We start from the raw sequence: 11,819 nt of genomic DNA on the forward strand, positions 1-11,819 counted from the left end.
CGTCGGACCCGCCCGGCGCACGATCGTGAGCGACGGGGTCCGCGGGCTGCTGTGATCCGCTGATCACAGCGCCTGCGGGCCCCGTCCGCATGGGCACCCCTTCTTGCGGAACCCTCCGGCCACCCAACCGACGCACTTCCCGATGGAGCTGCAGCCATGACGCAGGCAACCACCACCGACCTCCTGGCCCGGGCCCGGGCCTGGCTCGCCGAGGACCCCGACCCGCAGACCCGCGAGGAGCTGGCGGCGCTGCTGGCCGAGGCCGAGGGCCCCGAGCCCGAGTCGGACAGCAAGATCGCCTGGTCCCGACTGGCCGAGCGGTTCTCCGACCGGCTCCAGTTCGGCACCGCCGGCCTGCGCGGCGAGCTGGGCGCGGGCCCGATGCGGATGAACCGCGCCGTGGTGATCCGGGCCGCCGCCGGCCTGGTCGCGTACGTCAAGAAGGAGAACCTCGGCGACCTCGTGGTGATCGGCTACGACGCCCGCCACAAGTCGTTCGACTTCGCCCGCGACACCGCCGCCGTGGTGGTCGGCGCCGGCCTGCGCGCCGCGCTGCTGCCCCGCCCGCTGCCGACCCCGGTGCTGGCCTTCGCCGTCCGCCACCTCGGCGCGGCCGCCGGCGTCACCGTCACCGCCAGCCACAACCCGCCGCAGGACAACGGCTACAAGGTCTACCTGGGCGACGGCTCGCAGATCGTGCCGCCGGCCGACGCCGGGATCGCCGCCGAGATCGACGCCGTCGGCGCGCTCGCCGAGGTCCCGCTCGCCGCCGACGGCTGGGAGGTGCTCGGCGAGGACGTGATCGAGGCCTACCTCGACCGCGCCGTCTCGATCGTGGACGAGCACAGCCCGCGCGACCTGGACGTCGTCTACACCCCGATGCACGGCGTCGGCCGCGACACCCTGGTCGCCGCCTTCCGCCGGGCCGGCTTCCCGGCGCCCACCGTGGTCGCCGAGCAGGCCGAGCCGGACCCGGACTTCCCGACCGTGGCCTTCCCCAACCCGGAGGAGCCGGGGGCGATGGACCTCGCCTTCCGCACCGCCGCCTCGGTCGGCCCGGACATCGTCATCGCCAACGACCCGGACGCCGACCGCTGCGCGGTGGCCGTCCCGGCCAACGGCAACGCGGTCGGCTCCGGCGACGGCACCGGCTGGCGGATGCTGCGCGGCGACGACGTGGGCGCGCTGCTCGGCGCGGCGCTGGTCGCCAAGAAGGCCTCCGGGACCTTCGCGACCACCATCGTCTCCTCCACCCTGCTGGGCCGGATCGCCGAGGCCGCCGGCCTCGGCTACGCCGAGACGCTGACCGGCTTCAAGTGGATCGCCCGCGCCGACGGCCTGCGCTACGGCTACGAGGAGGCGCTCGGCTACTGCGTCGACCCGCAGGGCGTGCGCGACAAGGACGGCATCACCGCCGCCCTGCTGGTCGCCGAGCTGGCCGCCACCCTCAAGCGGTCCGGCCGCACCCTCGCCGACCTGCTGGACGACCTGGCGCTGGAGCACGGCCTGCACGCCACCGACCAGCTCTCCGTCCGGGTCCAGGACCTCTCGCTGATCGCCGACGCCATGCAGCGCCTGCGCGACCAGCCGCCGACCGTGCTGGCCGGACTGCGGGTCACCCAGGCGGACGACCTGACGGCCGGCTCGGCCGACCTGCCGCCCACCGACGGCCTGCGCTACTACCTGGCCGGCGAGGCCGTCCGCTCGGCCCGGATCGTGGTCCGCCCGTCCGGCACCGAGCCCAAGCTGAAGTGCTACCTGGAGGTCGTCCTCCCGGTCGCCACCGCCGCCGACCTGGCCGACGCCCGCACCCGGGCGGCCGAGCTGCTCGCCGCGATCAAGCGCGACCTGGCCGTGGCCGCGGGCATCGACGCCTGACCCGCGGTCCACGACAACCCGCACGACGAAGGGGCCCGCCGTCTCGGCGGGCCCCTTCGCTGCTCTGCTTCCGTACCTGTGCCGGCTCTGCACCGGCGGAACGCCGGTCAGTCCGCCGGAAGGTCAGCCGCTGGCCACCGTGCTCAGACCGCGATCGCGACGATCAGCGCGACCAGCCCGAGCAGCGTCGGCGCGATGATCCACCAGCACCACCGCACGACCACCGGCCCGGCCGCGTCCGGCCGCGCGGCGTTGCGCTCGGCCAGCTCCTGCAGCACCCCGACCACCTGGTCGGACCAGGCCCGGTTCGGATCCGGCGCCCCCTCCACCACCGTCGGCGTCGGCCGGGCGAAGGCCGTCCCCAGCCGGGACGCGTGCCGCTCGACGCCGCCGCGCCGCTCGACCCGGGCGGCCCGCTTGCGCTGGCGCAGCGACACCGGCACCGCCCACACCTGGAACTTCCGGCCCTCCGCCAGCAGCTCGACCGAGTACCCGGCCCGCAGCGCGTCCACGGCCGCCCAGGGCGCCGTGATGGTCCGCAGCGGGTTGCGCACCACCAGCCGCCGGCTGTTGGCCAGCACGGCCGGCCGCAGCGTGTAGGCGATCACCGGGAAGGCGAACACCGGGACGGCCGCGAGCGAGACGTAGGGCGTCTTGCCCGTCCCGTTCAGCACGGCGTCCCCGATCAGCCACCCGGCCACGGCCAACAACAGCACACCGGAGATGACGCCGGGAATGGAGCGGTACACGCGGTCCGCGTACACGGGCTCACCATCGGGGGCGGCCGGGCCCTGGTGGGGCTTGCCGTCGGATTCGGTCATGCCGACGATTCTGCCCCATGCCCCCCACGATCTACAGAGGTGACGAGCGGGGCGGGTGGGAGGCCGAGATATCGGTCCGGCATCGAAAGGCCGTGGGCCTAGCGGTCGACTACGCGCGTAGATATGCTGGTCTGGTGACTATGTCCACTCTTGCAGCCAATGCCCCCGGCGTTGCGGGCAGCGGTCTCCAGGACGTTGCGGCGTCCGAGGCCTCGCTCCGCCGCTTCCTGCACGGCCTGCCCGGCGTCGACCAGGTCGGCCTGGAGGCTCGCGCCGCCACTCTCGGCACCCGCTCGATCAAGACCGCGGCCAAGGCGTACGCCATCGACCTGGCCATCTCGATGATCGACCTGACCACGCTGGAGGGCGCGGACACGGTCGGCAAGGTGCGCGGCCTGTGCACCAAGGGCAGGACCCCCGACCCGACCGACCCGACCACTCCGCGGGTGGCCGCCATCTGTGTCTACCCGGACATGGTCGCCACCGCCAAGGAGGCACTGCGGGGCACCGACATCCAGGTCGCGTCCGTCGCCACCGCCTTCCCCGCCGGGCGCGCCGCGCTCCCGGTGAAGCTCGCCGACACCGCCGACGCGGTCGCCGCGGGCGCCGACGAGATCGACATGGTGATCGACCGGGGCGCCTTCCTCTCCGGCCGCTACCTCGACGTCTTCCAGGAGATCGTCGCGGTCAAGGAGGCGTGCAGGCGCCCCGACGGCACCGCCGCCCACCTCAAGGTGATCTTCGAGACCGGCGAGCTGCAGACGTACGACAACGTGCGCCGCGCCTCCTGGCTGGCGATGCTGGCCGGCGCCGACTTCATCAAGACCTCCACCGGCAAGGTCGCCGTCAACGCGACCCCGCCGGTCACCCTGCTGATGCTGGAGGCCGTCCGCGACTTCAAGGCGCAGACCGGCGTCCAGGTCGGCGTGAAGCCCGCCGGTGGCATCAAGACCACCAAGGACGCCATGAAGTACCTGGTGATGGTCAACGAGACCCTCGGCGACGACTGGCTGACCCCGCACTGGTTCCGCTTCGGCGCCTCCAGCCTGCTCAACGACCTGCTGATGCAGCGTCAGAAGCTGACCACCGGACGGTACTCCGGTCCCGACTACGTGACGGTGGACTGAGAATCATGGCCAAGAACAAGAACGCGAAGACCGAAGAGCCCGTGCAGCCCGGCGGCGGCCTGTTCAGCTACGCCCCCGCCCCCGAGTCCCCCGCCGCCGCGGGCGACATCGCCACCTCCTACGGCCACTTCATCGGCGGCGAGTTCGTCGACTCCTCCGGCAGCGAGGCCCTGAAGACGGTCAACCCGGCCACCGAGCAGGTGCTCGCCGAGTTCGCCCAGGGCACCGAGGAGGACGTCGACCGCGCCGTCGCCGCCGCCCGCAAGGCCTTCACCGACTGGTCGGCGCTGCCGGGCAGCGAGCGCGCCAAGTACCTGTTCCGGATCGCCCGGATCATCCAGGAGCGCAGCCGCGAGCTGGCCGTGCTGGAGTCGATCGACAACGGCAAGCCGATCCGCGAGACCCGCGACGTCGACCTGCCGCTGGTCGCCGCGCACTTCTTCTACTACGCGGGCTGGGCCGACAAGCTGGACTTCGCCGGCTACGGCGCGAACCCCCGCCCGCTGGGCGTGGCCGGCCAGGTCATCCCGTGGAACTTCCCGCTGCTGATGCTGGCGTGGAAGATCGCCCCGGCGCTGGCCACCGGCAACACCGTGGTGCTGAAGCCGGCCGAGACCACCCCGCTGACCGCGCTGCGCTTCGCCGAGATCTGCCGCCAGGCGGGTCTGCCGAAGGGCGTCGTCAACATCGTCACCGGTGACGGCCGCACCGGCGCCGCGCTCACCGCGCACCCGGACGTCAACAAGGTCGCCTTCACCGGCTCCACCCCGGTCGGCCGGGCGATCGCCAAGCAGATCGCCGGCACTCGCAAGAAGCTCTCGCTGGAGCTCGGCGGCAAGGCCGCGAACATCGTCTTCGACGACGCGCCGATCGACCAGGCGGTCGAGGGCATCGTCAACGGCATCTTCTTCAACCAGGGCCACGTCTGCTGCGCGGGCTCCCGCCTGCTGGTCCAGGAGTCGATCCAGGACGAGCTGCTGGACGCCCTCAAGCGCCGGATGGGCACCCTGCGGGTCGGCGACCCGCTGGACAAGAACACCGACATCGGCGCCATCAACTCGGCCGCCCAGCTGGCCCGGATCACCGCGCTGACCGACGCCGGCGAGGCCGAGGGCGCCGAGCGCTGGTCGCCCTCCTGCGAGCTGCCCGGCACCGGCTTCTGGTTCAAGCCGACCATCTTCACCGGCGTCAGCCAGGCCCACCGGATCGCCCAGGAGGAGATCTTCGGCCCGGTCCTGTCGGTGCTGACCTTCCGCACCCCCGCCGAGGCGGTCGACAAGGCCAACAACACCCCGTACGGCCTCTCCGCCGGCATCTGGACGGAGAAGGGCTCGCGGATCCTGTGGACCGCGAACCGGCTCAAGGCGGGCGTGGTCTGGGCCAACACCTTCAACAAGTTCGACCCGACCTCGCCGTTCGGCGGCTACAAGGAGTCGGGTTACGGCCGCGAGGGTGGCCGCCACGGTCTGGAGGCCTACCTCGATGTCTGACACCACCACGCGTCTTGACGTCTTCAAGACCTACAAGCTGTACGTCGGCGGGAAGTTCCCCCGCTCCGAGAGCGGGCGGGTGTACGAGGTGACCAAGGCGACATCAGCCGCTGACGCGGCGGGCAAGCGCGAGTGGCTCGCCAACGCCCCGCTCGGCACCCGCAAGGACACCCGCGACGCCGTGCTGGCCGCCCGCGCGGCCGTCAAGGGCTGGGCCGGCACCACCGCATACAACCGCGGCCAGGTGCTGTACCGGGTCGCCGAGATGCTGCAGGGCCGGCGCGAGCAGTTCACCGCCGAGGTGGCCGTCTCCGAGGGCATCGGCCCGAAGAAGGCCGCCGCCCTGGTGGACGCCGCGATCGACCGCTGGGTCTGGTACGCGGGCTGGACGGACAAGGTCGCCCAGATCGCGGGCGGCGCCAACCCCGTCGCCGGGCCGTTCTTCAACCTCTCCACCCCGGAGCCGACCGGCGTGGTCGGGATCGTCGCCCCGCAGGCCGGGTACGGGCACTCGCTGCTCGGCCTGGTCTCGGTGATCGCGCCCGCCATCGCCACCGGCAACACCGTGGTGGTCGCGGCGGCCGCCGACGCCCCGCTGCCGGCCCTGTCGCTGGGCGAGGTGCTGGCCACCTCGGACGTCCCCGGCGGCGTCGTCAACATCATCTCCGGCCGCACCGCGGACATCGCCCCGACCCTGGCCTCCCACCAGGACGTCAACGCGGTGGACCTCACCGGCGCCATTGCGGCCGACGGTCCCGGCGCGGCGGCTGCGCTGGAAGCCGCTGCCGCGGATACCCTGAAGAGGGTGGTCCGTCCGGAGCTGGACCCGTTCGCCCAGGACTGGACCAATGCGCCCGGTACGGACCGGCTACTCTCGTTCCTGGAGACGAAGACGGTCTGGCACCCGATGGGGATCTGACCGTCCCCTCCGCAGTACCGCGTGACCGCGTTACAACTCCACAGACTGGCCGTCCCCAGTGCCCTCTCCCCCCCAGGGCCCGGACGGTCATAGGACGGACCCGCGCCTCTCCCCCCCTGGCGCGGGTCCGTCGGTTTTCCCGGGCGCCCACTCCTCCCCGCCCCCTTCGCCGTCTCTTCCCCGCCTCTTCGGCCGCCTCTTCGCCGCCGTCGACTTTCGTCGCCGCACCGAAAGCCGTTCGGCGCTCCCGGGCCGCCCGCGCGCCCCGGGAGACTGTGGCCACACCGAGGACCTGGGGGGATTCATGGGAGAGATCGCCGGCGAGCTGATGGCCCTGTTCGCGGACGGCTTCCTGCGCCGGCTGCACGTGGCCCGGACGCGGCGGCGGCTCGCCGCCGGCAAGCCCGTCCGGATGCCCTGCTCGGCCCGCTCGCGCCGGCCCGGCTGGCCCGCCGACCACTACGCCGGCGGCCGGCTGCGGATCACCCCGGGCGCCCCCGCCGTACGCTTCACCGTCCGCGGCGCCGCCGTCGAACCGGAGCTGGCCACCGGCGGGGCCTTCCACGACCCGGAGCCCGACACCTGGCACGACCAGGACTGGGCCGCCACCTCATACCTGCCCCCGGGCCCGGGGGAGCCGGTCTTCCTCCAGGTCGACAGCCGGTACCTGCCGCTGCTCCACCTCGTACTCGCCGCGCCCGCCGCGCAACAGCGGACCTGAGCGAAAGGTTCACGCGTACGACCGGTTTCGGCATCCCGCCCTGATGCGTCAGACTGGTGTCCCGTGAGTGACTCCCCGCTGAACCCTGTGCCGATAGCCCGTGCCCGGGTGGTCCTGCTGTCCGGGCCCTCCGGATCGGGGAAGTCCTCGCTCGCCGAGCGCAGCGGCCTGCCGGTCCTCCAGCTCGACGACTTCTACAAGGACGGGGACGACCCCACCCTGCCGCTGCTGCCGGACGGCGCGGTCGACTGGGACTCCCCGCTCGCCTGGCACCGCGAGCAGGCCGTCGCGGCCATCCGCAGCCTGCACGACACCGGCCGCGCCGACGTCCCGGTGTACTCGATCCCGGACAACGGGCGGATCGACACCCGCGTCCTGGACCTGGCCGGCGCGCCCGCGTTCATCGCCGAGGGCATCTTCGCCGCCGAGATCACCGCCGACTGCGCCGCCGAGGGCCTGCTGGGCGACGCCCTGTGCCTGCGCAACCGCCCGCTCACCACCGCCTGGCGCCGGCTGCGCCGGGACGTCCGGGAGGGCCGCAAGTCGCTGCCCGTGCTGATCCGCCGCGGCTGGCGCCTGATGCGTGCCGAGCGCGGCATCGTCGGCCGCCAGGTCGAGCTGGGCGCCCAGCCCTGCGGCGGCGCCGAGGCCGCCCGCCGGATCCGCGCCGCGGCCGACCACCGCGCCCTCGCGGCCGTCCAGGCCACCGCGTAACGGCGCCTCCGGCACCGCGTAGCCAGGAAAAACGAACGGCGGGCCCGGTGCGTCTCCCCCGCACCGGGCCCGCCGCCTTCCCGGACGGTCACCGGGCTCCCTGACCGCGCCGCTCCCCCGAGCCGGCGCCGCCAGTCCCCCAACCGTCCTTACCCGTCCCCCGACGGGAGTCTCTCGCCGCGTTACGCGACCAGCTCGCCGAACGCCCGGGCCGTGTCGCCCGACCGGTTCAGGTGCTCGTCGTCACGCAGCCGGCGCAGTGCGCGCCAGATGCTGCTCTTGACCGTGCCGACGCTGATGTTGAGCACATCGGCGATCTCCGGGTCGGTCTTGCCCTCGTAGTAGCGCAGCACCAGCATGGTCCGCTGGTTCTCCGGCAGCGTGGACAGCGCCTGCCACAGCACGGTGCGCAGCTCGGTGCCGCCCATCGCGTCGGTGTCGCCGGCCGTCTCCGGCAGCTCCTCGGTCGGGTACTCGCTGACCTTGCGGCGCCGCCACGCGGAGATGTGCAGGTTGGTCATGGTGCGGCGGAGGTAGCCCCCGACCGCGGCCTTGTCGGTGATCCGGCCCCAGGCCCGGTAGGTGCTGAAGAGCGCGCTCTGCAGCAGGTCCTCGGCCTCGTAGCGGTCACCCGTGAGGTGGTACGCCGTGGCGTACAGGGAGGCGCGGCGCTCGCGCACGTACGCGGTGAACTCCTTGGTGTGGTCCTCCGCGACGGCCGGGTGCTCCCCCTGCGCGCCTCCCTGTCCCGCCTCGTTGGCGCGACCCGCTGCGGGGGACACCCGCAGCAGCGTCGTACCCGCGGCCTCGCGGCCGGCCGACTCCCCCGAATCGACCGTCCGAAGACCGCTCCCCCCGATCCCCCGGGTTCCCCCGTTCCCCCCCAGGGTGTCCTTGCCCTCGACGCGGACGGGGAGGATCCCCCGCAGCGTGAGGGTGTTGGCGGAATCGGCCGCACTCCCCGTCCGGCCGATTCCGTACAGCTCCCCCTGCCTGCCGCCGCCGCTCACCCGGCGGGCAGCAGTGTTTCCACCGGTGCTGTGTGCGCACCCCCGTACGATCACGGCACCGGAGGCCTCGTCGGTCCTGACCTCGTACCGGGTCCGGTGGGTGGTCTCTGACGAACGCGGGGTCCGCCCAGCCGGGTTGGTCCGGGTCTGAAGCGTGGCGTTCATCATGCGCCCCCTTGGTCGGTACGAGCGGATCCTGTCGCCGCCGTTCGGCCGGCCTGTTGGCCCGCTGTACTGCGGCGACATGGAAAATCCTGCCCGCCGGTTGTGATGGCGCTGTCCGCCGACTGTCACAGGGCTGTCACAGGGAGGGGGCCCTCGCCCCGCAGTCCCTCCTACCGTCCCGGACGCCGGTGGCGCGGGTTCCGGTTCCAGCCCGGCCGGCGAAGGGTGCCGGGGGGTGATTCGGCGCCCCGGGTGAGCCAGAATGAGGCCGTGCCTTTCCTCCTTCTGATCGAGGACGACGACGCCATCCGCACCGGCCTCGAACTCGCCCTCACCCGCCAGGGCCACAAAGTGGCCACCGCCGCCTCCGGCGAGGACGGTCTGAGGCTCTTCAAGGAGCAGCGGCCGGACTTGATCGTGCTGGACGTCATGCTGCCCGGAATCGACGGCTTCGAGGTCTGCCGCCGCATCCGCCGCACCGACCAGCTGCCGATCATCCTGCTCACGGCCCGCTCCGACGACATCGACGTCGTGGTCGGCCTGGAGTCCGGTGCGGACGACTACGTCGTCAAGCCGGTGCAGCCGCGCGTCCTGGACGCCCGGATCCGGGCCGTGCTGCGGCGCGGTGAACGGGAGAGCTCGGACTCGTCCGCGTACGGCACCGTGGTGATCGACCGCGCCGCGATGACCGTCACCAAGGACGGCGAGGACCTCCAGCTCACCCCGACCGAGCTGCGGCTGCTGCTGGAGCTCAGCCGCCGCCCCGGCCAGGCGCTCTCCCGCCAGCAGCTGCTGCGGCTGGTCTGGGAGCACGACTACCTCGGCGACTCCCGCCTGGTCGACGCCTGCGTGCAGCGGCTGCGGGCCAAGGTCGAGGACGTCCCGTCGGCGCCCACCCTGATCCGCACCGTGCGCGGCGTCGGCTACCGGCTGGACCCTCCGGCGTGACGCCCGCGCCGCTCCTGACTTCCATAACGACAGGCTGACGTGACTGACCATCAGACGACCCGGCGGTTCTCCTCGGGCCCGTGGCGGCGGCTGCGCTCCCTGCGGGTACGGCTGATCGCGGTGTTCGCCGCGGTCGCGCTGCTCGCCGCCGCCTCGGCCTCCGGCATCGCGTACTGGCTGAACCGGGACGCGGTGCTCAAGCGCGCCCAGGACACCGCGCTCAACGACTTCCGGGTCTCGCTCACCCGCAACGTCTCCCAACTGCCGCTGAACGCCACCTGCCTGCAGCTGAACGAGCTGGCCAGCCTGGTCTCCGGTTCGGGCCTGGGCTACGACGTGGTCGTGGTCGACGCCGCGCTCCCGGGCTGCGTCGCCTCCTCCAACCCGGGGCGCTACACGGAGGCCGAGGTCCCGGACCGGCTGCGGTCCACCGTGGCCCGTCAGCGCGAGGTCACCGAGAACAACCCGTACGCGTTCCACCTGTACTGGCAGCGCCAGAACCTGGACGGCCGCCCGTTCCTGATCGGCGGCACCAAGGTGGTGCCGACCGGCCCGACGGCGTACATGTTCAAGTCGCTGGAGAACGAGCGGGCCGACCTCAACACGCTGGGCTGGTCGCTGGCCATCGCCACCCTGCTCGCCCTGATCGGCTCGGCGCTGCTCGCCCAGGCCGCCTCGGCGACGGTGCTGCGCCCGGTCAAGCGCCTCGGCGAGGCCGCCCGCCGGCTCGGCGAGGGCCACCTGGACACCCGGCTGGAGGTCGACGGCTCGGACGAACTGGCCGATCTCGCCCGGACCTTCAACCGCACCGCGGAGTCCCTGCACGAGCAGGTCGAGGAGCTGAGCGCGCGCGAGGCGCAGAGCCGGCGGTTCGTCGCCGACATGTCGCACGAGCTGCGCACGCCGCTGACCGCGATGACGGCGGTGACGGACATCCTGGAGGACGAGGCGGAGTCGCTGGACCCGATGATCGAGCCGGCCGTCCGGCTGGTGGTCAACGAGACGCGCCGGCTCTCCGACCTGGTGGAGAACCTGATGGAGGTGACCCGCTTCGACGCCGGCACCGCGAAGCTGGTCGCCGACGAGGTGGACATCTCCGATCTGATCATGTCCTGCATCGACGGGCGGGCCTGGTACGACGCGGTCGAGCTGGACGCCCCACGCGGCATCCGGGCCGTGGTGGACCCGCGCCGGCTGGACGTCGTGTTCGCCAACCTGATCGGCAACGCGCTCAAGCACGGCGGCTCGCCGGTGCGGGTGAAGGTCCGGCAGACGGACGACTCGGTGACGGTGGAGGTCTCCGACAGCGGGCCCGGCATCCCGGAGGACGTGCTGCCGCACGTGTTCGACCGCTTCTACAAGGCCGACAAGGGGCGGGCGCGGTCGGAGGGCAGCGGGCTGGGCCTGTCCATCGCGATGGCCAACGCGCAGATACACGGGGGGACGATCACGGCGGCCAACGGGGAGGCGGGCGCGGTGTTCACACTGACCCTGCCGACCACCCAGCCGGCCCCGCCCGTCTCCCCCGAGGAGGATGCGGCATGACCTCCCGTCTGCGCCGTACCCGCTTGAGCCGTACCCGCCTGCGTCGCACCGCCGGTATCGCCCTGCTGCTCGCCGTCGCCACCGGGTGCGGCATCCGCCCGACCGCCGTGCCCGTGGACGCGGGTGCGCCGGCCAGCCGGACCGCCTGCCCGACCCAGCCGGCCGTCCCGACGGCTCCGGTGGTGCCGAGCCCGGTCGGGCCCACGGCGCCCGCCGTGACGGCCCCCACGGCCGCGCGCTCGACGGCGAAGGCCGGGGTCAGCCCGGCGCCGGGCGTCCCGTCGGCGGCGCCCTCGGTGGTCTCGCCGGTGGTGCCGTCCACCCCGCCGCCCGACAACGCGTTCACCGCGCCGCCCTCGCCCTCGCCGACCTGTCGGTAAACCTCCGCACACGCACCCGGGCTGCGTTCCGGGTGCGCGTCGGAATGTTCGCGCCGCACGTGGAACCGTTGCGCCACCGGCTCACGTCCTTCCCCGCGTGC

11 protein-coding genes are annotated in these 11,819 nt (G+C 73.1%); 9 read left to right on the forward strand and 2 right to left on the reverse strand.

The window, feature by feature from the left end; translation table 11 throughout:
- Positions 1-156 precede the first annotated feature (156 nt).
- A complete protein-coding gene (locus ACGFZP_RS32150) occupies positions 157-1,878 on the forward strand; it encodes a phospho-sugar mutase (RefSeq protein ID WP_392939702.1) in 1,722 nt (573 codons plus the stop codon).
- 143 nt (positions 1,879-2,021) lie between these two features.
- On the opposite strand, the gene ACGFZP_RS32155 is transcribed toward ACGFZP_RS32150, so the two are convergent.
- A complete protein-coding gene (locus ACGFZP_RS32155) occupies positions 2,022-2,699 on the reverse strand; it encodes a PH domain-containing protein (protein ID WP_392939703.1) in 678 nt (225 codons plus the stop codon).
- A 140-nt stretch (positions 2,700-2,839) separates the two neighbouring features.
- On the opposite strand from ACGFZP_RS32155, the gene deoC reads away from it, so the two are divergent.
- From deoC to ACGFZP_RS32180, 5 genes are all read left to right on the forward strand, one after another.
- Positions 2,840-3,826: a deoxyribose-phosphate aldolase gene (deoC, locus tag ACGFZP_RS32160; RefSeq protein WP_392939705.1), complete on the forward strand. Its 987-nt coding sequence runs from the start codon at positions 2,840-2,842 to the stop codon at positions 3,824-3,826.
- 5 nt (positions 3,827-3,831) lie between these two features.
- Entirely contained in the window at positions 3,832-5,316 is a 1,485-nt protein-coding gene (locus ACGFZP_RS32165) for an aldehyde dehydrogenase family protein (protein WP_392939707.1), read from the forward strand.
- The gene (locus ACGFZP_RS32170) at positions 5,309-6,235 is read left to right on the forward strand and encodes an aldehyde dehydrogenase family protein (RefSeq protein WP_392939708.1); all 927 of its coding nucleotides are present in this window, start codon (positions 5,309-5,311) and stop codon (positions 6,233-6,235) included. The genes ACGFZP_RS32165 and ACGFZP_RS32170 overlap by 8 nt, the downstream gene beginning before the upstream one ends.
- Before the next feature lie 304 nt (positions 6,236-6,539).
- On the forward strand, positions 6,540-6,956 hold the full coding sequence (locus tag ACGFZP_RS32175; RefSeq protein WP_392939710.1) for a hypothetical protein: 417 nt from the start codon (positions 6,540-6,542) through the stop codon (positions 6,954-6,956).
- A gap of 63 nt (positions 6,957-7,019) precedes the next feature.
- Positions 7,020-7,670, forward strand: coding sequence for an ATP-binding protein (locus ACGFZP_RS32180; RefSeq protein ID WP_392939711.1), 651 nt, complete (start codon positions 7,020-7,022; stop codon positions 7,668-7,670).
- Positions 7,671-7,852: 182 nt separating this feature from the next.
- Here the strand turns inward: ACGFZP_RS32180 and ACGFZP_RS32185 are convergent, their stop codons facing one another.
- Complete coding sequence (locus tag ACGFZP_RS32185) at positions 7,853-8,557, reverse strand: SigE family RNA polymerase sigma factor (protein WP_392939879.1); 705 nt, start codon at positions 8,555-8,557, stop codon at positions 7,853-7,855.
- A 558-nt stretch (positions 8,558-9,115) separates the two neighbouring features.
- Here ACGFZP_RS32185 and ACGFZP_RS32190 point away from each other — a divergent pair.
- Genes ACGFZP_RS32190 through ACGFZP_RS32200 form a run of 3 tightly spaced genes read left to right on the forward strand, consistent with a single transcriptional unit; the run spans position 9,116 to position 11,718 of the window.
- Positions 9,116-9,793, forward strand: coding sequence for a response regulator transcription factor (locus ACGFZP_RS32190; protein WP_329487983.1), 678 nt, complete (start codon positions 9,116-9,118; stop codon positions 9,791-9,793).
- 39 nt (positions 9,794-9,832) lie between these two features.
- Positions 9,833-11,338: an ATP-binding protein gene (locus ACGFZP_RS32195; protein ID WP_392939713.1), complete on the forward strand. Its 1,506-nt coding sequence runs from the start codon at positions 9,833-9,835 to the stop codon at positions 11,336-11,338.
- Positions 11,335-11,718: a hypothetical protein gene (locus tag ACGFZP_RS32200; protein WP_392939715.1), complete on the forward strand. Its 384-nt coding sequence runs from the start codon at positions 11,335-11,337 to the stop codon at positions 11,716-11,718. Before ACGFZP_RS32195 ends, ACGFZP_RS32200 begins: the two co-directional genes overlap by 4 nt.
- Positions 11,719-11,819: the final 101 nt, after the last annotated feature.

Origin of the sequence: Kitasatospora sp. NPDC048239, from assembly GCF_043202015.1 — a bacterium.
In the GTDB taxonomy this organism is placed as follows: domain Bacteria; phylum Actinomycetota; class Actinomycetes; order Streptomycetales; family Streptomycetaceae; genus Kitasatospora.

Excerpts from the sequence above, each read along its gene's own strand:
- ACGFZP_RS32165 (WP_392939707.1), top strand. The coding sequence starts at position 3,832 with ATGGCCAAGAACAAGAACGCGAAGACCGAAGAGCCCGTGCAGCCCGGC.
- ACGFZP_RS32200 (WP_392939715.1), top strand. The coding sequence starts at position 11,335 with ATGACCTCCCGTCTGCGCCGTACCCGCTTGAGCCGTACCCGCCTGCGT.
- ACGFZP_RS32155 (WP_392939703.1), bottom strand. The coding sequence starts at position 2,699 with ATGACCGAATCCGACGGCAAGCCCCACCAGGGCCCGGCCGCCCCCGAT.
- ACGFZP_RS32170 (WP_392939708.1), top strand. The coding sequence starts at position 5,309 with ATGTCTGACACCACCACGCGTCTTGACGTCTTCAAGACCTACAAGCTG.
- ACGFZP_RS32150 (WP_392939702.1), top strand. The coding sequence starts at position 157 with ATGACGCAGGCAACCACCACCGACCTCCTGGCCCGGGCCCGGGCCTGG.
- deoC (WP_392939705.1), top strand. The coding sequence starts at position 2,840 with ATGTCCACTCTTGCAGCCAATGCCCCCGGCGTTGCGGGCAGCGGTCTC.
- ACGFZP_RS32175 (WP_392939710.1), top strand. The coding sequence starts at position 6,540 with ATGGGAGAGATCGCCGGCGAGCTGATGGCCCTGTTCGCGGACGGCTTC.